This is a genomic window from Rhizobium sp. BIGb0125 (assembly GCF_024810055.1).
In the GTDB taxonomy this organism is placed as follows: domain Bacteria; phylum Pseudomonadota; class Alphaproteobacteria; order Rhizobiales; family Rhizobiaceae; genus Agrobacterium.
In genome coordinates this window covers 115,435-139,556 of sequence record NZ_JANUDV010000004.1, presented here as the reverse complement: position 1 = coordinate 139,556, position 24,122 = coordinate 115,435, and the positions used below count along the sequence as shown (strand labels likewise).

Below are 24,122 nucleotides of genomic sequence, written 5' to 3'. Positions count from 1 at the left end.
CAGGCCCTTCATTTCCGCTCCCGATGACCAATACCATCGGGAGCATTCGCGCATTAGGACACTACGTTGAAATATCTGGCTCTAGCCCTGCTCGCAGCCCTAATGTTGGCCATCACCAGCCTTTTCATCGGGGTCAGCAATGTGTCACTTTCGACATTGATGTCGTCGGATACGGAAGCGCGCGCCGTCCAAGTACTGGTCGTCAGCCGCATCCCCCGGACGCTCGCCCTTATACTTGCCGGCAGCTCCATGGCAATTGCCGGACTTATAATGCAAATGCTGGTTCGCAATCGCTTCGTTGAGCCATCGACAGCGGGCACAATCGAATCCGCCAGCCTCGGCCTTCTGACTGTTACTCTTCTTGCACCGCAAACTCCCATTTTTGGTAAGATGCTGGTGGCGGCGGCATTTGCACTGGCAGGAACCGCGCTCTTCTTGCGGATACTGCGTGAAATTCCCCTGCGTGATATGCTGCTCGTTCCGCTCATCGGCATTATGCTCGGGGGCATCATCAGTGCGATAACGGCATTTTTTGCTTACCGTTACGAACTCACGCAATCTCTTTTGGCATGGACAACAGGAGACTTCTCCGGCGTTTTGCGTGGACGCTATGAATTGCTTTGGATTGGCTTTTGTTTTGCCATTGCAGCCTATCTGGCAGCAGACAGATTTACCGTCGCCGGCATGGGGCGTGACTTCACAACCAATCTTGGCCTCAATTACCGCCGCGTGGTGACATTCGGTCTGGTCATTGTGTCCCTGGTTTCAGCCGTCGTCGTGGTCACAGTCGGCATGATCCCTTTTCTCGGACTTATCGTGCCGAACATCGTCAGCCTGATGATTGGAGATAACATGCGCCGTTCCGTGCCATGGGTTGCGACCCTTGGCGCAATCTTTGTGCTGTCTTGCGATATTGTCGGCAGAACAATCCGTGCACCGTACGAAATTCCGATTGGAACCGTCGTCGGGGTCGTTGGTAGCGCTTTATTTCTCTATCTTTTGCTTCGGAAGCGTGACCATGCCCACTGATCTGCAGCAGAAACGCCCCGTCATTATCCTGGTGGTCCTCTCCGCTCTGGCAATTGTTGCCATCATTGCCTTCATGACACTTGGTGCAAAGGGAAGCTGGGCATTCGTTCTCAAATTCCGCGGCATAAAATTGGCGGCACTTTTGCTGGTTGCCTATGCGATTGCGGTCTCAACCGTCATGTTCCAAACGGTGACCAACAATCGCATTCTGACGCCAGCAGTCATGGGGTTCGATTCCCTATTTGTGCTGGTGCACACATTCATGGTCTTCGCCTTCGGATCTTCCGAAGTGCTTTTGATCGATCCTCGTTTGCGATTTATCGGTGAAACCCTACTGCTGGTCTTTTTTGCCGGCATTCTTTTCCGCTGGTTGTTTTCCGGCGGCGAACGCAGCCTGCACCTGTTGGTGCTGGTCGGAATAATCTTCGGTGTGCTGTTTCGCAGCCTCTCCAGTTTCATGCAACGTGTGCTGGATCCGAATGAATTCATGGTATTGCAGGACACACTGTTCGCCAGCTTCAACACAATTGATACAACGTTGTTGGCTATTTCTGCTGCTATTGTTGCATTGGCCAGCCTCGCTGGCCTGAGACTGTTTCACACCTTTGACGTCCTGTCGCTAGGAAGGCCTGCAGCGATAAGTCTGGGCGTTGCGCATAAACGTGTTGTCACCGCTCTTCTTGTACTCATTTCCATTATGGTTGCGGTGTCCACCGCCCTTGTCGGACCAGTGATGTTTTTTGGGCTGCTCATTGCAGCCCTTGCACATTACTTGACCGGCTCGGGCAAACATCGCCATGTGCTGCCAGCCGCAATCTTGATCGGCATCATCTGCCTTGTCGGCGGACAGGTGATCCTGGAACGGGTCTTCGCGTTCGACACGGCACTTTCAATCGTCATTGAGTTTCTCGGTGGCATCGTCTTTATTGTTCTCATTCTCAAACGGGGTGCTCGATGATCGTCACCAACGGCATCAGCAAGGCATACGGCAACTCATTGGTTGTCGATGATGTTTCCATCACAATTCCTGTCGGAGGTTTGACCTCGATTATCGGTCCCAACGGGGCGGGAAAATCAACACTACTGTCCATTATCGCGCGCCTGATGGCTATGGATAAGGGAACGGTTACCGTTGACGACATGGACGTGACGAAAACGCAAAGCGACCAACTTGCCCGTCGTCTTTCCATACTACGACAGGACAATCATATTTCATCACGCCTTACCGTGCGCGATCTGGTGACATTCGGCAGATATCCCTATTCCAAAGGGCGCCCGACTGTCGAAGACAAGGTGCATGTCGATCAGGCAATGCAATATCTCAACCTTGAGCCTCTTGCAGACCGCTTTCTCGATGAGCTATCTGGCGGGCAACGTCAACGCGCATTTGTCGCAATGGTTCTGTGCCAGGACACCGATTATGTGCTGCTGGACGAGCCCTTGAACAACCTTGATATGAAACATGCCAGCGCTATGATGAAAATATTGCGCAAGGCCGCCGACGACTTGAAAAAGACCGTGGTGCTGGTGCTGCACGATATCAACTTCGCCTCCTGGTATTCCGACCATATCATTGCGATGCGCGACGGAAAGGTGTGGGGCACTGGAACGGTAAATGACATTATCGACACCGATGCGCTAAGAGAGATTTACGATATGAAAATCGCCATTCATGAGATCGACGGGCGACGCATCGGATTATTTTATGAATGATCATCCGCCGCGATAGATCATGTATTTTTTGATAATTTCATGGTTTTCAAACCGCGCCTTCAGACAGGACGGAACCTAGTCGGGTCCATAAAAGTTTTGAACGAGGCCAGTTCTGACTGCCAGTAAAGAGAGAAGGAAGACAGACGTGAAAACCCATAAGACCAAAAATGATTTGCCATCGAATGCCAAGACAACAGTAAGCGCATTGTTGAATGAGGCGCTTGCTTCGATCATTGATCTGGCACTGGCAACCAAGCAGGCACACTGGAACCTTAAGGGCCCACAGTTCATAGCCGTTCACGAGATGCTGGATGGTTTCCGTACTCAGCTTGATGACCACGGCGACACGATTGCTGAAAGAGTTGTGCAATTGGGCGGCACTGCACTTGGCAGCCTGCAGGCTGTTTCTGCAGCAACAAAACTTGCTGCGTACCCAACGGACATTTACCCCGTGCACGACCATCTTCAGGCGCTGATCGAACGTTATGGCGATGTTGCCAACATGGTTCGCAAAGCCATTGATGAAGCTGATGAAGCCGGTGATGCGAACACCGCCGATATTTTCACGGCAGCGTCGCGCGATCTGGACAAAGCCTTGTGGTTCCTGGAAGCTCATGTTCAGGAAAAGAACTGAGACACGTTCCCATAATCAAAAAAGCCCCGGCAAAACCGGGGCTTTTTTCGTCACTCAATCTCGTTTGTAGTCGTCTTCGACACGGATAATATCATCCTCGCCGAGATAGCCACCAGTACGCACCTCGATAATCTCGAGCGGAATGCGGCCCTCATTGGCGATGCGGTGTAGCGCGCCAATTGGGATGTAGATAGATTGGTTTTCGGTTAGAAGTAGGGTTTCCGAACTGATCGTCACACTGGCCGTGCCCTTAACAACGATAAGGTGCTCGGAGCGATGCATGTGCTTTTGCAAGGAAGTCCGAGTGCCGGGATCAAGCATGGTTCGACGCACACCAAACCGTTCGCCATCATCCATGCTCTCCACATATCCCCACGGACGGTAGGCACGGGTGTGAACTTCCGTTTCAACATTCCGGCCTTCGGCCTTCAGCTGCTCAACGAGGCCTTTCACAGCCTGTGTCTTGTTTTTCGGTACAACCAGAACCGCATCCTTGGTTGAGACGACAACAAGATCCTTTGCACCGACAACTGTCGTCATCAGACCGTGTGAATGCACAAGGCATCCTTCGGAATCGACTATGAGACCATTGCCTTCAATTGCGTTGTCACCTTGCTGTTTGTCGGCAACCTCCCAGATTGCGTCCCAACTGCCAATATCGGACCAACGGAAATGACCACGCACCACCGCCATACGTTTGGTTTTTTCAATCACCGCGTAATCAATTGAGTTTTTAGGAGATGCCTCAAAGCTTTCCTGATCCAGACGGACAAAACCAAGGTCCTGTTTTGAAAGGTCCACGGCCTTTTCTACAGCGTCCAAAATCTCGGGTGAAAATGCCCGCAGTTCCGCAATCATCACGTCGGAGCGAAATAGGAAGTTACCTGAATTCCACAGATATCCCTTTTGCAGATAACTGACCGCCGTTTCAGCATTCGGCTTCTCGACAAAGGCTTCGACGATGCGCAGATCTTCGTTATCGGAAAACAACTCACCGGGATTGATGTAACCGTAGGCGGTACGAGGCTCAGTCGGAACCAGACCGAAGACAACAATGTTGCCTTGTTTTGCAGCTTCACATCCCAGTTTCACGGCGTCAGAAAACAGCTCCTCGTCCAGCACAACGTGGTCGGCGGCCAACGCCAAAACCAAGGAAGCTGCTGAGCGCCGTTCAGCCATCACGGCTGCGACCGCCATCGCCGCCGCACTATCGCGTCGTGCAGGCTCCAACACCACTGTGGTCGGCACCTCAACATCTTCTGCCTGACGTTTGGCGAAAAACCGGAAATCCTCGTTGGTGATGACAAGCGGCGACGCATAAAGCTTGGGATTTGAAACACGTTTCAATGTCTGCTGATAGGTGGAGAGATTTCCAACCAATGGCTGAAATTGTTTAGGCAATTGATCACGTGAGACTGGCCATAACCTTGACCCCGAACCTCCTGCGAGAAGCACCGGGGTAATTTTATCCGTCATATCACTCATACCAATCAGCCCATTCTAAAACAATTTTGAACATATACCCTAAATGCATACACGTAATAAATGTTCACCAGGAAAAGTTTCGGGTCAAGACAAACGGTTATCCCCCGAGTAAACTCCACACATGAACTGCATAAAAATTAAGCGATGAACCAACCTTGATATTAATGCATTATGATGACATGAGGCACGAGATCGGAAGGATAGATATGACCTTATCGTCACCGGCGAGCCGGGTGAATACACTTGAAAACAGGGTTTCTGAACTACGTCGATGGCTCGACGTGGATGCCTTGCCCTTGTGGATCAAAACCGGTCTAGCAGCAGACGGCCGTGGCTTCCATGAGCGCATTGGCCAAGACGGAATTCCGATATTCAGTGACGACAGGCGTTCGCGTGTTCAACCGCGACAGACTTATTGTTTTGCTGCTGCCGGGCACTCTGGATGGACTGGCCCTTGGCAATCAGCCGTTGAGCAGGGTGTCGCTTGGTTTGATAAAACCTATCGGTTGGACAGCGGTCTTTATGGCAATCTGGCCTCGGCAGATGGCCAATTGATTGATCCAACATTTGACCTGTACAATCAGGCTTTTGCACTTTTTGCTTGTGCAGAGCTTTCTATCGCAATGCCTGAGAAGAAAGCTGAAATGCGCGCCAAGGCGCTGTCCATACTGGACGCTCTGAAAAGAGAGTACAAACATCCTATCGCTGGGTTCGAGGAAGCCAATCCGCCACGACAGCCCCTCGGTTCCAATCCCCATATGCATCTGTTCGAGACAATGCAGGCCTGGGAAAAGGTCGATCCGACCGGACCTTGGATGGAATTGACTGACGAGATCGCCGCGCTTGCAATGAACCATTTCATTGACGCAGACAGCGGTGTGCTGCGTGAATTTTTCGATCACGATTGGCAGCCAATGCCAGGAGATGCAGGAAAGGTGGTCGAACCGGGACATCAGTTCGAATGGGCATGGCTTCTGGTTCGTTATGGCTCTTCACGGCACTCGCCGGAAGCAATTCAAAAGGCAAAACGACTGTTCGAAATTGCCGAAACGCACGGCGTTTGCCCAGATCGCAAGATCGTCATAATGGGCCTGAAAGACGACTTCACCGTGAGGGACAGCCTGGCACGGTTGTGGCCGCAGACCGAATGGTTGAAGGCGTCATTGCAACTGGCACTCAATTCAACCGGCGACGAACGGCAACGGTACCTTGCCTCAAGTTCGAAAGCATTGGATGCACTTCAACCCTTTTTGGAGACACCAATCAGGGGCCTTTGGTACGACAAGTGGACCAAGGACGGCGGCATGATTGATGAACCGGCACCCGCCAGCACATTTTATCATATTGTCTGTGCAATCCACGAAGCTGGTGACGTGTTAGAGCGCATCAGCAAAAGCTAATAAAACTAGACCATCACAAAACAAAAACCGCCGAAAGCCATGCCTGCGGCGGTTTTTTCTTGATATTGCAAGCTGTTATTTAAAGAGGCTTGGTAACCAGAGCGACAGCGCTGGAATATAGGTTACCGCCAGAAGCACCAGAACGCTCGCGCCGAAGAACGGCCAGATGGTTCGCATCGCCTCTCGTATCGATATTCCTCCGACAGCACATCCGACAAACAGCACTGTACCAACTGGTGGCGTGTTGAGACCGATGCCTGCATTGAGGATCATCACGACGCCAAAATGTACGGGATCGATACCAAAGGCTTTCACAACTGGCAGCAGCACTGGTGTGGAGATGATCACCATCGGTGCCATGTCCATGAATGTACCAAGCAACAGCAGAATGATGTTGATGACCAGCAAAACGATGATCGGATTGTCCGAGATCGCACTGATCGCACTGATCATAAGGGTCTGCACCTGAAGGAAAGCCATTAGCCACCCAAATGCAGCGGCTGTACCGATAACCAGCAACACCATGGCAGTGGTGCGCACGGCCCCCATCACCGCCTCAACAAAACCTTCCCAGTTCAGCTCACGGTAGACCAACATGGCAACCAGAAAGGCGTAGAGCACCGCAATGCACGAACTTTCCGTTGCGGTAAAAACACCGGAACGAACACCACCAAAGATAATGCCGATCAACAGGATGCCTGGAAACGAAGCAAGCAAGTAATAAAACAGCTTGGAAAAGCCCGGAAACGGCTCAGATGGATAACCCTTTCGACGTGCAACAATATAGGCGGTTACCATCAAAGCAGCGGCAAGCAGGAATCCCGGAATAATCCCTGCTGTAAACAAATCCGCGACCGAGACATTGCCACCAGCGGCGATCGAATAAAGGATCATGTTGTGCGATGGCGGGATCATCAGCGCAATGATCGCCGCATTGACAGTTACGTTGACGGCGTAATCCTTGTCATAACCACGTGCAGCCATCTGAGGGATCATCAGACCACCCACAGCCGATGCGTCAGCAACCGCGGAACCAGAAATACCGCCGAACAACGTTGACGCCACAATGTTGACCTGCCCAAGCCCTCCACGCATGTGACCAACAAGGCCTGCCGCGAACCGTATGAGACGATGTGCAATACCGCCGCGCACCATCAGGTCACCCGCAAAGATGAAAAACGGAATAGCCATCATGGCAAACACGCTCATGCCCGAATTCATTTGCTGGAAGATAACAACCGGCGGAAGCCCCATATAGAGAACGGTGGCAAGGGAAGCGATGCCGAGACAAAATGCGATAGGTGTGCCGATCAACATTAACAGGGTAAAGACCCCGAAAAGAATAGTGTATGCCATTTACGCAGCCTCCTGCACGATCACATCCGCTGCAATTTCCTCGCCGAGAGCAACATCAATGAATCGCTCAGTGCCAAAGAGTGCAATAAGAAAACCACCACCGATCAGCGGGAAAAAGTCCACACCGCCAGGCCATCCCAGAACCGGAATCGTCGCCGTCCATGTGCCCATGCAAAGCTGCACGCCGTAAAAGGTCATCGCCGCCCCAAAGAAGACAATGAGACCGAGACTGATCATATCCATTATTTTCTGGATGCCGGGTCTCATCATGTAGCGAATGATATCCAGCCCAAGATGTACGCTTTCACGCACGCCAACAGCTGCCCCAAGCATGATGAACCAGGCCATAAGATGAATGGACAAAGGTTCGGACCAACTTGGCGAATCATTCAATATGTAGCGGCTGAAAACCTGCCAGCCGATAATCAGCGTCATGATAACCATGCCGACGCCAGCGACATAAAGCGATGCACGATTGAGCGCACCAAGACCGGGGCGTATCGCCCTCATAAAATTTCGCATGTTCCCGTCCTCCACAACTCCAGCCCATGCAGCTGGATAAAAAAAGACCGGCTCAATAATGAGCCGGTCCTTCGTGTAACTGTTCACTTGACCGCCTGAACGCGCTCCAGAAGATCTTTCATCTTCGGATCGGTTACGAACTTGTCGTAAACCGGCTTCATAACGGCAGCGAATTCCTCCTTATTGACTTTGATGACATTGACGCCACCGGCACGAACTTTTTCTTCGGAAGCCTTTTCACGAGCACTCCAAAGTTCGCGCATTTTGCCAACAGAATCCTTGGCAGCCTGACGAACAAGCGTCTGATCTTCAGGCGACAGCTTGTCCCAGGACACCTTGGATATAACGAGGATTTCAGGGTTCAGAGAGTGTTCAGTAAGAGTGTAGTTCTTGGCCACTTCGAAGTGACGGGCGGATTCGTACGAAGGCCAGTTGTTTTCCGCGCCATCGACAACGCCGGTTTCCAGCGACGAATAAACTTCGCCCATAGGCATCGGTGTCGGGTTGGCACCAAACGCTTGCATCATCGCGATCCAAAGGTCGGATTGCTGAACGCGAATTTTCAGGCCCTTGAGGTCGTCGAGTTTTTCGATTGGCTTTTTGGTGGTGTAGAAAGACCGCGCCCCGGAATCATAAAATGCCAGACCAATCAAACCATGGGGTTCGAAGGCAGCCAGCACCTCATCACCAATCGGACCGTCCACCGTGTTGTGCATATGCTCGGTGGAGCGGAACAGGAATGGTAGACCCAAAACGGTCGTTTCCTTGACCAGGTTATTGAAGGGAGCCGCGTTAACGCGGTTCATGTCGATGACGCCGAAGCGGGTCTGTTCGATGGTGTCTTTTTCGCCGCCAAGTACAGCGTTGTTCATGACCTGTATTTTAATGCGGCCATTGGTGCGCTCAGAAAGCAGCTCACCCATATATTTGACGGCTTCGACCGTCGGGTAGCCATCCGGATGGATATCAGCAGAACGCAAGTTAATCTCCTGCGCCTGCGCAGAAACACTGCCAAGAGCCATGCCCATGGCAACGCAAAGCATGCCAGCAATCTTTTTCATTATTAGTCCTCCTCCGTTAAAACGGCCCGACCTTCCCCAGGTCCCGGGTCCGCTGTCGTCCTGCCCGTTCGGGCGGGTATGCAATGCCTTTCATTCGCTGGGCACAATGCGCGGGAGCCTCCACTCCCCCGGCGCATGCGGTTAAACTTATGCCGCTGTAAATGCAGGCAGATTAAAGAGAGTCTCAGGGTTGGAAACCAACGCAAGCCTGCGGGCGGCATCGTCAGCAAACCAGCCAAGGACGGTGTCAGCCAAAGCCGCATCGTCAGGATAATCAGCAGTTGTTTTCGCCAGATTGTGTGGCCAGTTCGTGCCCCAGACGATGCGCTCAGGCGCAAAGGCCGCAATCTCACGCGCAACAGCAGCAACATCCTCATAGTCAGGACCAGCGCTTTTGGCGGATTCGTAAACACCTGCAAATTTAAACCAGCAATTACCCGTATCGATCAGACGCTTCAGCACATCGATCTGAGGGCTTTGCGGTGTCACGCCACAAAAGAACTTGCCATGATGATCAAGCACCCAGCGGGATTTCAAACGCGACAGGCGTTCTTCGTGATCCCCAATGTTACTGCCATCGAACTGCACGGCAACCATCCAGTTGCGCGCCGATGCCCGGGCATCCACATCTTCCAGTGCCTCAAGACCAACCGCACCGCCAGGCAGATCCATTATACGTGCGCCAACAACGCCGGCGTCTGCCAGCGCATCGAGATCACGATCAGTTGTATCAGCTGAAATCACCGCAACGCCGCGCGCCACCTCGCCCATTTCTGAGAGGCAAGCGACGAGATTGCCATTGTCACGCTGGTGAGCATTGCCTTGGGTAATGATGACGCGATCGATACCGATCCATTTCATGAAGCTGCGATATTGCTCAGCGTCCGGCAGAGTACCCGCTGGCAAATCAGGGCCGCCCGGCAAAGCCGGAAAACCTGGCAGATACATATGCATCTGCGTATCCACTGCGCCTTTGGGCAATGTAATTTTCGGAGCGGGGCCAGAGAGGGTCCTGACAACCATATCAAGCCTCCTTCAGGCGGAATTCCGCCAGCGCATCACGGTTTATCTCTATGCCAAGGCCGGGCGCATTCGGTATGGAAACCACACCGTTGACATGCTCCAGCGGTGTCTTGACGATAGCCTGACGATAAGGATTGTCGGTGCGATCAAACTCAAGGATAGGCTCAACAGGGTTTGTGCGAACAGGGTCTGGCACCATTGATGCCATGAACTGCAAGGCCGCAGCAATCTGTACCGCAGTTCCCCAGACATGCGGCACCACGCGCACGCCGTGAATGGACGCAAAATCCGCAACGCGGCGGGCCTCTGTAAAGCCACCCACGCCACAGAGATCAGGCTGAATAATATCGACCGCTCGGGTTTCAAGCGGCTCCTTCATACCCCAGCGACTATGCCATGTCTCACCACCGGCAACCGGAATGGGCTGCTTGGCGCGCACCTCACGGTAGGCAGCCAGTTGCTCCGGCACAACGGGTTCTTCAAACCAGTCGATATTGTATTCAGCCGCCTTGCGACCGAGTTCAATGGCTTCAAGAACACCATAACCATGGTTGGCATCGATCATCAACCGCATATCCGGGCCGATCGCCTCGCGGACGGCGCGAATGACCTGAAGGTCTTCAGCAACACCAAAACCGATCTTGATCTTGCTGGCGTGAAACCCTTCCGCACGGTAGCGGGCGGCTTCCTTCGCGTTGTCCTCAACACGATTGACACCATCTCGTTTGAAGCTGCCCGTGGCATATGCACGGACAGATTCACGAAAACGACCACCCAGCAATGTGGAAACGGGAACACCGAAGTGCTTGCCCTTGATATCCCATAGCGCGATATCGATGCCGGAAAGCGCGGTCAGTGTAAGACCGCGCTGCCCCTGGTCGCGAAGCGCATTGTAGAGCTTCGCCCAGAGCTTTTCCGTTTCCAGCGGGTTTTCGCCAATCAGCCAGCCCGCATAGGTTTCGACGACGGCAGCATTTGCTTTCGCAGGGCCAAGGCATTCGCCCCAGCCAATGGTGCCATCATCACAAACGATCTCTACCAGAACATGCAGGCGACGATCGAAGCGCATTGAAGCACTTTCGAAAGGAACCGAAAGACGATGTTCGAGCAGATGTGTGCGGACTGCTGTTATTTTCATGCGCTGCGCTTCCAGGTACCGATGAGCTTGTCGAGGATTGCTTCTTCTTCCTTGGTCAGATCATCAAGCGGCGGACGAACCTTGCCCGCATCGAAGCCCTGGAGGCGAACACCGGCCTTAACCGCGGAAACCGCATAACCCTTGCGGCGGCTGCGCAAAGCCATGAACGGGTAGAAGAAGTCTTTGAGAATAGTTTCACACTTTGTGCGATCACCCGCACGCAGGGCATTGTAGAACTCCATCGCCAGACCGGGCACGAAGTTAAACACAGCAGAAGAGTAGGTTGTGAAACCAGCGCCCAGATAAGCTTCGGCGAACAGTTCGGCGGTCGGCATGCCACCAAGATACGTCAGACGGTCACCCATCGTTGCACTCACCTGACGAACGAGACCAATATCGCCGGTACCGTCCTTGAAACCAACCAGGTTCGGGCACTCGTCACACAGACGCTTCAATGTGTCAGCCTGAAGAACGGAATTGTCGCGGTTGTAGACCATAACGCCAATACCAATGGACTGGCAGACGCGCTTCACGTGCTGGTAAAGACCTTCCTGTGGCGCATCAATCAGATAATGCGGCAGAAGGAGAATGCCGTCAGCGCCCGCCTTTTCAACGGAACGCGCCAGATCGATGGCCATTTCCGTGCCGTAACCACAACCAGAAACGATCGCAGTCTTACCAGACGCTTCCTTGGCTGCGCGGACAATGTCGGGAATTTCAGACGGAGCCAGCGAGAAAAATTCGCCCGTACCGCCAGCAGCAAAAAGCACAGGAGCGTCATAACCAGCCAGCCATTCAACGTGACGACGATAGCTTTCAGCCTGGAATTTGCCTTGTGCATCAAAGTGCGTGACGGGGAACGACAATAGGCCCGAGCCAAGCGCGACCTTGATTTCTTGCGGATTCATCACTGATTTCCTTTTCTACGTACTCAGTTAACTTGTCATACGTCTAGGTCGGAAAAGTGTCAATAGTTATCATACATGTTTTCGCTGCTCGCGCAGCAACGCCCTGTACCGGGCCTGACTACCGCGCAAATGAGCGCGCATCGCTTCTCTCGCCGCATCCTCATCACCATTGGAAATAGCCACAACGATTCGATCATGTTCCTTATCAAGAAGCTTGATATAGGCCGCTTGATCAGCCTCGGACTCGTCACTGCTTAGCGCCGCACGCGGAATGGCATTGCGGCCAATCATCGTCAAAAACTCCGGAAACCTCGAATTGTTGGCAGCCTCAGCGATAGCAATATGCAACGCGAAATCCGCCTCAGAACTGGATGTACCGGCATCAAGACAGGCACGAACGGCGTGATGACATTCAAAAATTACTTCTTCCTGCGCGGGCGAGCGACGAAGCGCTGCTAAGCCGGCTGCCTCAACCTCAACCGCCGTACGCAATTCAAGCAACTCAATCATTGAAGAAACGCGAGCTGGATCAACAGCATGCAAGGAAAGGAGACTATCGTTAGCAACAGGCGTCGTCAGAACGAATACGCCAGCTCCTCGCCTCGCCTCGACCAGTTTATCAGCGCGCAAGGCAGCGATCGCCTCTCGTACAACGGTGCGGCTTACGCCATGCGCCTCAACGAGCTGCGCCTCACTGGGCAATTTTGTGCCGGGAGGAAACTGCCCTGCGGCGATTGCCTGGCGCAGATTTTCACCCAGCCGCTCCGTCAACGTGCCCGCACCACCTTCTATTCTGGTCTGTGTGTTCATCCCCGCCTCTTTCCCTATCCCGTTCATGCAAATGCCAATTTCCGGGTTGGCTATCATAGAAATTACGCAGAACCCACACCTTACCAATCACACTGGTTGACCACACCATATCAAGATGTATGATAACTTAAAAGCCATATTACATTAAATCATTATACAGCCTGTGAAGGCTGGCGACGGGAGGAAGAATTTTGAAGCGACTTCTGGTAACGGGAGCAGCCGGTGGGCTTGGACGCGCCATGCGCGACAGATTCTCCAAAATGGCAGATGAAGTGCGTCTTTCCGATATCGTCGAGATACAAGGTGAGCTGGCGGCCAACGAGACCTTCGTGCGTTGCGACCTTGCTGACGCAGCAGCGGTACACACATTGGCGCAAGGATGCGACGGTATCATTCATCTTGGCGGCATTTCAGTTGAGGATAAGTTCTCAAAAATACTGAACGCCAATCTGCTTGGTCTCTACAATCTCTATGAGGCGGCACGCGCCAACGGTCAGCCACGCATTATCTTTGCAAGCTCCAACCACACCATCGGATTTTATCGCCAGGACCAGCATATCGACTCGAGCGCACCAATGCGCCCGGATGGGCTTTACGGCGTGTCAAAATGCTTTGGGGAAGCGCTCGCCCGAATGTATTTTGAAAAATTTGGACAGGAAACTGCCCTTGTGCGCATCGGCAGCTGCGTCGAGAAACCGGTCAATTACCGGATGCTGTCGAGCTGGATGTCCTATGATGATTTCGCATCATTGATCAATTGTGCGTTCCGCGCGCCGCTGCTCGGTTGCCCGATCATATGGGGCGTTTCCAACAATGACAGTCGTTGGTGGGACAATTCTCAAGCGGAGTATCTGGGCTGGCGCCCAAAGGACAACGCGGAAATTTACCGTGCCGAGTTGGAAAAAACCTTACCTCGTCCCGGCACCGACGAACCGCTATCGCTTTATCAAGGCGGTCAGTTCGTCAAGGACCCGATTTTTACAGAAGACTAAGTGACGGAAAGCCACCTTTCCCGCATCTCACAACTCGATTGTCTCGACCCGCAAATCTGCGGGTCTTGAATTTCTGATCACTCGCTCGCCATTGGGCAGGTCATTGCCGTAAAGCTTGTGAGCAATGCCGTCGGCGTCCATACCAATGTCCGTCCAACGCTGGGTCAACCGTTCAGTCAGGACATCGGCATCAGGACCGATAAATATCGTGTAATCAAAGCAGCCACCGAGCCTGGCCCACGGACCTTCGTTCAACAGCAGGTAATTGCCTTCCACCAGAATGAAACGCGTGTCTGCGGCGATCGCCCGAGCAGAGGCAATGGCAATTTCCCGTGACCGGTCAAACACCGGCACAAGCACTTCCTGATCAGCTTTGTGAACTGCAGCAATAATGTCCAGGAAGCCCCTGACATCAAAGGTTTCCGGCGCACCTTTGCGCGGTAGAAGTCCACGCCTCTCCAGCAGTCCGTTGTCCAGATGGAAGCCATCCATCGGCAGAATTTCCGCACTGAGTCCTTTTTCCAAAAGACGCTCACGCAGTGCCTCAGACACGGTTGACTTGCCGGCAGCTGGCGGTCCCGCAATGGCGATAATGAAACGCGGGCGTTCAGCCGCGCGTTTCATAATGTCTGCAACCAGATCTTCCAGTCTCATGCGGCAACTACATCCTTTGGTGCTTCTCTTGCACCGGTCATGAATGCCACAGCATCCGACATTGAATAATCCTTCGGTTTGATAACACACAACCGCCGTCCAAGCCGGTGGATGTGAATGCGATCTGCCACCTCGAACACATGCGGCATGTTATGTGAAATCAGCACGATCGGAAGCCCTCTGGATCGAACTTCCTGAATAAGCTCCAGAACACGCCGGCTTTCCTTTACGCCGAGCGCTGCAGTCGGCTCATCAAGAATGATAACTTTTGAGCCAAATGCTGCAGCACGGGCCACGGCAACACCCTGACGCTGACCGCCGGACAACGTCTCTACCGCCTGATTGATGTTCTGAATCGTCATCAAACCAAGCTCGGAGAGCTTTTCCCGTGAGAACTTCTCCATGGCTGGACGATCGAGTGTGCGCAACAGACTGCCACGCAAACCGGGTTTTCTGATCTCGCGACCGAGGAACATGTTGTCGGCGATAGACAAGGCCGGAGACAGCGCGAGGTTCTGATACACGGTTTCGATACCAGCCTTGCGCGCCTCGATTGGCGAGCGAAATTGAACCGGCTGGCCGTGCAGCCGAATTTCACCTTCATCAGGTGTGATGGCGCCGGAAAGCGCCTTGATCAGTGAGGACTTTCCCGCGCCGTTGTCACCAATCACCGCCAGAATTTCGCCGGGATAGAGGTCAAAGTCTGCGTTATCGAGAGCCGTGACGCGGCCATAACGTTTAACAATACCGCGGGCTGTGAGAATGGGTTCGTTCGACATCAGCCAGCTACCTTTCTGATCCATTGGTCAATAGCAACGGCGGCGATAATCAGCACACCGATGAGAAGGTAAGTCCATTGCGGATCCGTGCCGATAAGACGCAGACCAAGTGAAAACACACCCACGATAAGAGCACCGAACAACATGCCAAGAATGGACCCACGCCCACCAAACAGTGACAGGCCACCAATAACCACCGCCGTGATGGATTCGATGTTGGCAAACTGACCGGCTGTAGGGGAAACCGAGCCGATACGTCCAATCAACGCCCATCCCGCAAGTGCACAGATAACACCAGACAAAGTGTAGACCGAAATGAGCATGCGCTTGACGTTAACACCCGCAAGTTCTGCAGCCTCAGGGTCGTCACCAACAGCATAAACGTGTCGGCCCCATGCCGTGTGGTTAAGCACATACCAGAGCAGAGCAACCAGCAGGACCATGACGATCACACCATAGGTGAATACCGCATTGCCCATGCGCACACTCTGGCCAAAAAACTGTAGTATCGGCGCATTCTGAGAAATATCCTGCGCACGGATCGTTTCGTTAGCGGAATAGAGGAAGTTTGCAGCCAACACGATCTGCCACATGCCAAGCGTTACGATAAACGGTGGCAGACGCATGCGGGAAACAAGGAAACCATTGATGTAACCGCACAGGGCACCCACTGCAAATCCACAGACAATCGAGAGTGTGGGCGGCAGGCCGTAGCGGAACGTGAATTGCCCCATAATGACCGAGGACAACACCATGATGGCACCAACGGAGAGGTCAATACCGGCCGTCAGGATGACAAGCGACTGAGCGGCACCGACGATACCGACGATCGCAACCTGCTGCAAAATCAGCGTTAGTGAAAAGGCCGAGAAAAATTTACCACCCAACAGCATACCAAACACTGCCAGCGACATGACCAGCACGATCAAGGGCACAGCCGCAGGGCTGGAATGCAGGAAGTGCTGAAATTTTTCGATGGGTGTTTTGTCGTGTGTATCGAACGCGGCAAGCTGCGCAGAACTGCCCGTCAGAACTTTTTCGAATTCATTGTGCGGTTGGGCACGTGTTGTTGATTGGTCGTCCATACCACTCCTCCCCGGTCGTCCGTATTTTTCGCCGTCTGCTGTGCGGATGATATGCGAACAGAAGAGACGTGGGTACATTGAGGGAAAGGTGCCTCAGCACCTTTCCTGTTTCGGGATGTTATTCAGGCGATCAGCCCCAGCACTTTGCCAGACCCTGCTTGGTATCGATTGATTCAACGCCAGCAACAGGCTTGTCTGTGACGAGCGTCACGCCGGTATCAAAGAAGCTCTTGCCTTCAGTTGGCTTTGGCTTCTCACCGGTATCAGCAAATTTCTTGACGGCTTCGACGCCAAGTGCTGCCATCGCCAGCGGATACTGCTGCGAAGTTGCACCAATCACACCTTCCGCAACATTTTTAACGCCTGGGCATCCGCCATCGACCGACACCAGCAGCACATCCTTTTCACGACCAACAGCCTTCAGGGCTTCATAAGCACCGGCAGCGGCTGGTTCATTGATGGTGTGAACAACGTTGATGGTCGGATCTTTCTGGAGCAGGTTCTCCATTGCGGAGCGACCACCCTCTTCGTTACCGTTGGTGATATCATGGCCAACGATACGAGCGTCGTCTTCATCACCGATCTTGTTGATGTCCTTCACATCAATACCAAAACCCTTCATGAAGCCCTGGTTACGCAGAACGTCGACGCTTGGCTGTGATGGCGTGAGGTTAAGAAATGCGATCCGCGCATCCTTGGCCTTGTCGCCGAGAGTGGCGGCTGCCCATTTGCCGATCAGTTCACCAGCAAGCAGGTTATCGGTTGCGAATGTTGAATCAGCAGCATCAATCGGCTCAAGCGGTGTGTCGAGTGCGATGACCAGAAGGCCGGCATCACGAGCCTTTTGAACCGCCGGTACAATGCCCTTCGTATCGGACGCCGTAATCAAAATACCCTTTGCGCCATCGGCAATGCAGGTTTCGATGGCAGCTACCTGGCTTTCAGAATCGCCATCAATCTTGCCGGCATAAGCCTTCAAGGTAACACCGAGTTCCTTGGCCTTGGCTGTAGCGCCTTCTTTCATCTTCACGAAGAAAGGGTTCGTGTCTGTTTTGGTAACGAGGCATACGGATGTATCAGCCGCAGATGCCATGCCTGCAAAGGAAACGCCAAGCGCAAGTGCGCCAATAAAGGCGGAAACGGTCGTCTTCATATAGTCCTCCTAAAGACGTGCGGATGCTTCTTATGAAACTATCCGGGGGCCAACCTCCTCCAAGGTGTGAGCGGCACCACCACGCAAATGGAAACACCAAATGAACAAAGTGTCAATAAATAAATCCAATTGAATTATTAATTCGATATGGCATGCTCTGGACGCGTCAACACAATGCATGTCCGGTCAACTCGCTTGTGCAAGAGCGGAAAAACAGGACCGAATACGCAATAAGGTGGCTTGTCGCGAATCCTGAGTGGCGGCATATGCAGTCATGAAGGGAGGGAGGAAATAATGTCTCGAGTAGCCGAGCCGACATGGCCTGCAACAAATGCCACCCTTGATATCAGCGGCGGCTCTAATCAGGTGCGCGTCCGGGCCTATAATGAGCGGCTCGTCCTGTCTCTGGTTCGTCGCCATCATGCCCTTTCAAAGGCCGAAATCGCTCGTCGCAGCGGGCTTTCCGCTCAGACTGTAACCGTCATTATGCGCGCGCTCGAAAATGACGGACTGCTATTGCGTGACGAACCCAAGCGCGGCAAGGTCGGCCAACCCTCCACCCCCATGCGACTTAATCCAGACGCTGCCTATTCCTTTGGCGTGAAAATTGGCAGACGCAGTGCTGACCTGGTGTTGATGGACTTTCTTGGCAAAATCCGGCTGAAACTGCGGCGCGCCTACCCCTATCCGCTACCAGAAGGAATCATCTCTTTTGTAACGGACGGCATAGGTGAGCTTGAAATGAAGCTCGACGAAAGCGAACGCAAACGCATCGTCGGCGCTGGCATCGCAGCACCGTTCGAGTTGTGGAGCTGGGCGGAAGAAGTGGGTGCTCCACAGGCGGAAATGGACACCTGGCATGGCGTAAATCTGCAGCAAGAGATAGCCGACCGCATTCCTTATCCCGTCTACCTCCAGAACGATGCCACAAGCGCCTGTGGGGCGGAGTTGGTATTTGGCGCCGGCCAAAACCACGCCGATTTTCTCTATCTGTTTATCGGCTCGTTCATCGGTGGCGGCGTCGTTCTCAATTCCGCGCTGTTTTCTGGTCGCACCGGAACGGCTGGTGCGGTTGGTCCGTTACCCGTGCAGCGACGGGACGGAAAAACCGTCCAGCTTTTGAAGATCGCCTCGATTTTCGTTCTCGAAAATATTCTTCGTGATCATGGCATTGATCCAAAGCCATTATGGTTCTCACCTGACGACTGGATCGATTTTGGAAAACCACTGGATATCTGGATCGATGATACCGCAGCCGCTCTGGCACAAGCGGTAATCGCCGCAGCATCTGTCATCGATTTTTCAGCCGTGGTGATCGATGGCGGATTCCCGAGCTGGGTGCGAGAACGCATTGTAAACGCAACAAAAAAAGCGCTCGGCGCGCATGACCTGCAAGGTGTTGTCGTTCCGGATATCATTGAAGGCATGGTCGGCAGCCAGGCCCGCGCCATAGGTGGCGCAAGCCTGCCACTCTTTGACCGTTACCTCTTGGACCACAACGTACTTTTCAAGGAAACAGGTTGAAACCGATAAACTAAAAATCGGCCCGACGGCTATGAAAGCAGTTCTCCACAGTAGAGCCTCCTTATAAAAGCTCTCGCATTTTTATTGTCACGATAATGTCCCGTTTACGGAACAAAACGATCCCCGTTGAATTGAAATAAATATTGCGCAATACAATTTACCTGCTGGGGGTATACAAGGAGAAAAACATGAAAAAGACCGTTCCCATGGCCCTGCTTGGTTCTGCGTTGGCTTTGGCTGGTGCGACCTCATCTTTTGCCGCTGACTTGGCGAGAGAATATCCTGCCTATCAGAACGACGACGACCGTAACGGTGTGAAGATCGGTTACCTCGATTGCTCCGTTGGCGGTGGCGTTGGCTACGTACTTGGCTCCGCAAAGGAAGTAGAGTGCACATTCCAGTCCACCGTCGGCCGCAAGGCGACGGAACAGTACACCGGCGCTATCCGTAAAATGGGTATCGACCTTGGTTTCACCGCAAAAAGCCGCATCGTCTGGGCCGTATTTGCACCGACTGCCGGTTACCACCGCGGTTCGCTGAGCGGTCTCTATCAGGGCGCTTCTGCAGAAGCCACGCTTGGCGTTGGCGTCGGCACCAACATTCTGGTTGGCGGCACCTCTGGCTCCATCCACCTTCAGACAATCAGTGTCCAGGGTCAGGTTGGCCTCAACGCAGCCGTAACCGGCACGTCGATGACACTGACATCTGTTCAGTAAGCCTGACTGTATTGTAAATCTGGAAAGATTTTCTTTTGAGACACCGTCATCCCCTAGGGGATGACGGTGTTTTCATTTGCCAAGCCGCGTTTTCAGCAGTGTCAGTACACGTTGGGCCAGTGCTTCATAATCACCGTCAAAATGATGTCCGCCTTCGAGTGCAACGACATTGGCGCCTGAACCTTCCAATGCAGGGCAGGCATTTTCGTCGTCATCCTTGCCGTAGATGCATTGCACCCTGCTAGCATCCATTTTCTTGATGTAATCAACCGGATCGCCGGCAGAGCCCTCGCCCTGAATACCAAGCCAACCCTCGACGGACACCTTATAATCAGCCTGATGTGACAGTGCCATCAGTGACATCAGGGCGACACGTTTCTTGTCTTTTTCCGGCAAGAGATCGTAAAGCGCAGGCAGAATATCGGCGCCGAAAGAATAACCGACCAACAGCACATGATGGACGCCCCATTGATGCCGGTAGGTTTCGATGATCCGCGCAAGATCGTCCGTTGCTTCCTGTGGTTTACGCTCCGACCAGAAATAACGCAGCGAATCCACGCCTACCACCGGGATACCTTGCTTTTGCAGATATCCACCCATTTCCTTGTCGATATCACGCCAGCCACCGTCACCGGAATAGATGACAGCCATCGTATCCATGCTTGGTTTGGCATCGAGAATGGTCAGAGGCAAACCAAGCGGTTGATCCGTATCTCCGGCAGCATCCACCCGGTCACTAAGCGCCTGCAATAGTTCATCATTCGCCTGCCCTGTCACATCCTGAATATCGATATCGGGGTGTTTGGTTTGCAAGGCTGTGGCATGGTCACGCCCTTCCTGCTTTGCAGCAGTAGAAAACAGCACCGTTACGGGCGCCGGCAGATCGCCGTCTGTCAGCCCATAAATAGTGCGGTTGCCAGCCTTTTCCTTGGTCGCCGGCGTGCAGAGTATCCTGTTTTCAAGAGGAATGCCTGCCAGCGGATCAACGGCGATCGCTTCACCGATGGTCGATGCCGGGCTTTGCGCAATCATCGCCAATGCCAGTGCACCGCCTTCACCAACACCTGCAAGGATTGGCAGTCGGTAGGTTTGTGCCTTGGCCTCGCGCTGGATTTCGTGCGCCAGTTCTTCGATATCAGAGATCATGTAGACGCAGTCACCTTCATCGGCACTGAGCGCCTTCATGTAAGTGGGAAAGTCTATACCAACGACGGCAGCACCCTTTTCAACCAAGGCCTTCGCCTGTTTTTCTTCCTCGTCGCCCCATCCGCCAGCATCAGACATCAGGAAAATGTTGGCCTGCACATCGCCATCTGGCAGCATGATATGGCCAGGGGGCAGCATGCCCAATTGATAGTTTGGTTTGTCCTGCGCCTTCACCGTATGCGGCAGAACCATGAACGCGCAGCCAAGGGCAGCATAGATCAAACGCGATACACTCATTTCCCAACCACTCCCCTCACGCCGCCTCCAATCAGAAGCGTTACATCCATCAAGGCAAGAGCCGCGCCTGCGCCATTCAATACGGCAAGATAACGTGGCTCCCATTTCGGGTGAAATTTGGTCTTAAAGGCACGCAGCCCTTTGAAGTTATAGAATTTTTCTCCGTGCTCGAAAAGCGTCCCACCAATCCAGTCCCAGACCGGTGCGATGTCACGTTTCGACATGCCCGAAAGCGGCGCCATGCCAAGATTAAAGGTGCGATATCCTTCGCTACGCATTTGCTCCATGATGCTGATGAACAGAAAGTCCATCGCGCCACGTGGCGCCTCCGGCAGAAACCGCATCAGATCCACTGTCGCTTCCTGTTTGGTGTCTGTCACCATGACGGTGGCAAAGGCAACAATCTTGTCATCCTTGCGCAGGACCGCTACCGGCTGCGACAGTACATATTCATCCGAAAACGATCCGAGTGAAAATGTCTTTTCACGGGTGTTATGATGGGCAAGCCAGGCATCCGAAATATCCCGCAAATTGCCAAGGACAGACTTTGCCTCATCCGGTGTCAGCAGGCTGAATGCCAGTCCATCACGCGTGCCACGGTTGAGCGCCTGGCGCAGGCCCGAAAGCCGACTGCCCTTCAAGTCGAAGGTCTCAAGGTCGACAATTGCGAGTTCGCCCAGTTTGAACGCACGAAGACCAGCATCGGCGCAATAGGAAAGCAGTTTCGGCGACACCTGGTAGAAGGCGGCGCGTCCGCCCGCCGCTCGCGCCGTCTCGACAAACTGCCAAACCAGCTCCGACATTTCGGATTCTTCACCGATTGGGTCCGTCAGTCCAATCCAGGAGCGCCCCTGAATGCCATACATGATGAAGGCATTGCCATCTTGCGAAAACATGATGTGTTTGTCGGCCATCCGCACCAGATTGGCATCGGCCATATCCTGTTTTTTAGCAATGGCGATGGCCTTTTCGAGATCGGCGCCCGCCATTTCATCAGGTCTGTAGGTCACAGGCCGCAACAGGCTGAAAATTGCCAGCGCACTTGATGCGAGAACCAACCCCAGCAAAGCACGCAGGCTGCGCGGCGCTTCCTCGGAAAATTCGAATTCCCACCAGAGAGCGTGGCTATATTGCGTATCGCGGTACACGAAGAACAGTATGGTCGCAGCACCGGCGATGATGATTGCAATTGCTGACAACCAGGCTGGCCCCATTCTCATTCGCAGCAATGAGGCGTGGCGGGTAAATTCACCCGCACTCAGCAACATGACCGCAATAAATACGCCGAGGAACATGGCCTCGAATACGGCGACAGCTTTCAGCAACGATAGGACAAGTGCCGCAGATGCTGCAATAATTCCAACCCACCAAGCACCATCCAGCCGTTGGCCAATGCCGCGTGACGCAACGACCAGTCCAAGTCCGAGAATGCTGGAAAGGAAATGCGCGGCCTCAACAATCGGCAGCGGCAGAATGCTCGACAGAAAATCGAGATTATCATCAGGTGTTGGCGTAACGCTCGAAAAAATCAGCATGGCGCCAACGATCAGCGCCAGTGTAGAAAGCAACGAGGGCGCAAGCCGAACCGTTATCTGCCCGATATCGGCAAATAGTGGCCTCGCTGCAAGCTGGCGGATTTCGCTCGCCACCAGCAAGACAGTTGCCAGCATAAGCGGCAGCACATGATAGATGATGCGATAAAGCACAAGGCTGCCCAGAAGCGTGTCGATATCAATGGCATTGCCAAGCCCGGCAATCATCACCGTTTCAAAAACGCCAAGACCAGCCGGCACATGGCTTAGAACGCCGAGACCAACTGCCGTCGCGAAGATCGCAAAAAACGATGGCCAGCCAACATGGGTGTCAGGCAACAGCACATAAAGTGCCGTGGCCGTTGCCGCGATATCCAGTGCCGAAACCAGAAACTGGCGGGAGGACGTGCGTGTATCCGGCAGACGCAGACGCAGCCAGCCAATGCTGACGGTGCGCTCACCGCGTGCAACAACAAACAACGCGACCATGATACCAACAATTACAACTGCGCCAACCCGCAACCAGAGTGGATCCAGCCCGACAATCGAGGCTACACGTGGTGCGACCATCAGCAGCGAAAGCGCTGTTACAGCGAGAAGACCAAGCCCGAAGGACAGCGTCACAAACGCAATAATCCGACCGATTTCACCGGGGTTTAGCCCAAGGCGCGAGTAGGCACGAAACCGGATCGCGCCGCCGCTCAGCGCACCGAAACCGGCAGTGTTGCCGATAGCATAGGCACTGAACGCGGTAATCGCCACGGTCGGGAGGGGCAGCTTTTTGCCGATGTAATCGATAGCGTTCACATCATAACAAATCAGCGCAACAAAACTTAAACCCGTAAACACGATCGCCAACAAGATTGAGGTCCAACTGGTGCTGAGCAACGCGGTCTCGACTTCGTCGTAACGAACTTCGGAGGTCAGGTGGTAGATGGCGAAGGCCGTCAGTGCGAAAACCGCAATGATGGCAAGTGACGTCAGATAGGGTTTGAAACGGATGAGAAATGCCCAGATCGCCGAGGATGCGGGCTGTTGTTCAGGCACTTGTTCTTGTGCAGGCATGGAACACCGAATTGCTGTTCATTTACATTGAAGATAGCAGGAAATGTCACGCCGAAAAGCTCGGTGGATGTGCTGCAATGCGCATTAATAAAGGCGGAAT

General features: G+C 53.4%; 22 protein-coding genes. 8 read left to right on the top strand and 14 right to left on the bottom strand.

Going from position 1 to position 24,122, the window contains the following annotated elements:
* Nucleotides 1-66: 66 nt before the first annotated feature.
* The 4 genes from M2418_RS12385 to dps all read left to right on the top strand — a co-directional run bounded on the left by M2418_RS12385 (nt 67) and on the right by dps (nt 3,376).
* Complete coding sequence (locus M2418_RS12385; RefSeq protein ID WP_259146850.1) at nt 67-1,029, top strand: ABC transporter permease; 963 nt, start codon at nt 67-69, stop codon at nt 1,027-1,029.
* Entirely contained in the window at nt 1,019-1,987 is a 969-nt protein-coding gene (locus M2418_RS12380; protein WP_259146849.1) for an iron chelate uptake ABC transporter family permease subunit, read from the top strand. Before M2418_RS12385 ends, M2418_RS12380 begins: the two co-directional genes overlap by 11 nt.
* Nucleotides 1,984-2,742, top strand: coding sequence for an ABC transporter ATP-binding protein (locus tag M2418_RS12375; RefSeq protein ID WP_259146848.1), 759 nt, complete (start codon nt 1,984-1,986; stop codon nt 2,740-2,742). Before M2418_RS12380 ends, M2418_RS12375 begins: the two co-directional genes overlap by 4 nt.
* A gap of 112 nt (nt 2,743-2,854) precedes the next feature.
* Nucleotides 2,855-3,376 carry a DNA starvation/stationary phase protection protein Dps gene (gene dps / locus M2418_RS12370; RefSeq protein WP_259147368.1) on the top strand — a complete coding sequence of 174 codons (522 nt, stop codon included), beginning with the start codon at nt 2,855-2,857 and terminating at the stop codon, nt 3,374-3,376.
* Between the two features lie 54 nt (nt 3,377-3,430).
* Here dps and M2418_RS12365 read toward each other — a convergent pair whose 3' ends face one another.
* The gene (locus M2418_RS12365; protein WP_259146847.1) at nt 3,431-4,861 is read right to left on the bottom strand and encodes a mannose-1-phosphate guanylyltransferase/mannose-6-phosphate isomerase; all 1,431 of its coding nucleotides are present in this window, start codon (nt 4,859-4,861) and stop codon (nt 3,431-3,433) included.
* A 206-nt stretch (nt 4,862-5,067) separates the two neighbouring features.
* On the opposite strand from M2418_RS12365, the gene M2418_RS12360 reads away from it, so the two are divergent.
* Nucleotides 5,068-6,261, top strand: coding sequence for an AGE family epimerase/isomerase (locus tag M2418_RS12360; RefSeq protein WP_259146845.1), 1,194 nt, complete (start codon nt 5,068-5,070; stop codon nt 6,259-6,261).
* 75 nt (nt 6,262-6,336) lie between these two features.
* Here M2418_RS12360 and M2418_RS12355 read toward each other — a convergent pair whose 3' ends face one another.
* The 7 genes from M2418_RS12355 to M2418_RS12325 form a co-directional block, all read right to left on the bottom strand.
* Nucleotides 6,337-7,617, bottom strand: coding sequence for a TRAP transporter large permease (locus tag M2418_RS12355; protein ID WP_192489217.1), 1,281 nt, complete (start codon nt 7,615-7,617; stop codon nt 6,337-6,339).
* Nucleotides 7,618-8,139, bottom strand: a complete 522-nt coding sequence (locus M2418_RS12350) for a TRAP transporter small permease (RefSeq protein ID WP_192489218.1) — start codon at nt 8,137-8,139, stop codon at nt 7,618-7,620. It abuts the gene before it with no gap.
* 83 nt (nt 8,140-8,222) lie between these two features.
* The gene (locus M2418_RS12345) at nt 8,223-9,200 is read right to left on the bottom strand and encodes a TRAP transporter substrate-binding protein (RefSeq protein WP_192489219.1); all 978 of its coding nucleotides are present in this window, start codon (nt 9,198-9,200) and stop codon (nt 8,223-8,225) included.
* Nucleotides 9,201-9,347: 147 nt separating this feature from the next.
* On the bottom strand, nt 9,348-10,223 hold the full coding sequence (locus tag M2418_RS12340; protein WP_259146841.1) for an amidohydrolase family protein: 876 nt from the start codon (nt 10,221-10,223) through the stop codon (nt 9,348-9,350).
* Nucleotide 10,224: 1 nt separating this feature from the next.
* Nucleotides 10,225-11,361, bottom strand: a complete 1,137-nt coding sequence (locus M2418_RS12335; protein ID WP_259146839.1) for a mandelate racemase/muconate lactonizing enzyme family protein — start codon at nt 11,359-11,361, stop codon at nt 10,225-10,227.
* The gene (gene kdgD / locus M2418_RS12330) at nt 11,358-12,269 is read right to left on the bottom strand and encodes a 5-dehydro-4-deoxyglucarate dehydratase (RefSeq protein ID WP_192489222.1); all 912 of its coding nucleotides are present in this window, start codon (nt 12,267-12,269) and stop codon (nt 11,358-11,360) included. The genes M2418_RS12335 and kdgD overlap by 4 nt, the downstream gene beginning before the upstream one ends.
* 69 nt (nt 12,270-12,338) lie before the next feature.
* The gene (locus M2418_RS12325; protein ID WP_192489223.1) at nt 12,339-13,079 is read right to left on the bottom strand and encodes a FadR/GntR family transcriptional regulator; all 741 of its coding nucleotides are present in this window, start codon (nt 13,077-13,079) and stop codon (nt 12,339-12,341) included.
* 191 nt (nt 13,080-13,270) lie between these two features.
* On the opposite strand from M2418_RS12325, the gene M2418_RS12320 reads away from it, so the two are divergent.
* Complete coding sequence (locus M2418_RS12320; protein ID WP_259146837.1) at nt 13,271-14,071, top strand: NAD(P)-dependent oxidoreductase; 801 nt, start codon at nt 13,271-13,273, stop codon at nt 14,069-14,071.
* Between the two features lie 27 nt (nt 14,072-14,098).
* Here M2418_RS12320 and M2418_RS12315 read toward each other — a convergent pair whose 3' ends face one another.
* The 4 genes from M2418_RS12315 to M2418_RS12300 all read right to left on the bottom strand — a co-directional run bounded on the left by M2418_RS12315 (nt 14,099) and on the right by M2418_RS12300 (nt 17,742).
* Entirely contained in the window at nt 14,099-14,725 is a 627-nt protein-coding gene (locus tag M2418_RS12315; protein WP_259146836.1) for a nucleoside triphosphate hydrolase, read from the bottom strand.
* Nucleotides 14,722-15,504, bottom strand: a complete 783-nt coding sequence (locus M2418_RS12310; RefSeq protein ID WP_192489226.1) for an ATP-binding cassette domain-containing protein — start codon at nt 15,502-15,504, stop codon at nt 14,722-14,724. The genes M2418_RS12315 and M2418_RS12310 overlap by 4 nt, the downstream gene beginning before the upstream one ends.
* Nucleotides 15,504-16,589: an ABC transporter permease gene (locus M2418_RS12305; protein ID WP_259146835.1), complete on the bottom strand. Its 1,086-nt coding sequence runs from the start codon at nt 16,587-16,589 to the stop codon at nt 15,504-15,506. Before M2418_RS12305 ends, M2418_RS12310 begins: the two co-directional genes overlap by 1 nt.
* Nucleotides 16,590-16,719: 130 nt before the next feature.
* On the bottom strand, nt 16,720-17,742 hold the full coding sequence (locus tag M2418_RS12300) for a sugar ABC transporter substrate-binding protein (protein ID WP_259146833.1): 1,023 nt from the start codon (nt 17,740-17,742) through the stop codon (nt 16,720-16,722).
* A gap of 294 nt (nt 17,743-18,036) precedes the next feature.
* Here M2418_RS12300 and M2418_RS12295 point away from each other — a divergent pair, with 294 nt between their 5' ends.
* The gene (locus M2418_RS12295) at nt 18,037-19,266 is read left to right on the top strand and encodes an ROK family transcriptional regulator (protein WP_250985228.1); all 1,230 of its coding nucleotides are present in this window, start codon (nt 18,037-18,039) and stop codon (nt 19,264-19,266) included.
* A 188-nt stretch (nt 19,267-19,454) separates the two neighbouring features.
* On the top strand, nt 19,455-19,982 hold the full coding sequence (locus M2418_RS12290; RefSeq protein WP_192489230.1) for a DUF992 domain-containing protein: 528 nt from the start codon (nt 19,455-19,457) through the stop codon (nt 19,980-19,982).
* Between the two features lie 72 nt (nt 19,983-20,054).
* Here the strand turns inward: M2418_RS12290 and M2418_RS12285 are convergent, their stop codons facing one another.
* Entirely contained in the window at nt 20,055-21,425 is a 1,371-nt protein-coding gene (locus M2418_RS12285; protein WP_310503195.1) for an AcvB/VirJ family lysyl-phosphatidylglycerol hydrolase, read from the bottom strand.
* Nucleotides 21,422-24,022 carry a bifunctional lysylphosphatidylglycerol flippase/synthetase MprF gene (gene mprF / locus M2418_RS12280; RefSeq protein WP_259146830.1) on the bottom strand — a complete coding sequence of 867 codons (2,601 nt, stop codon included), beginning with the start codon at nt 24,020-24,022 and terminating at the stop codon, nt 21,422-21,424. Before mprF ends, M2418_RS12285 begins: the two co-directional genes overlap by 4 nt.
* Nucleotides 24,023-24,122 lie beyond the last annotated feature (100 nt).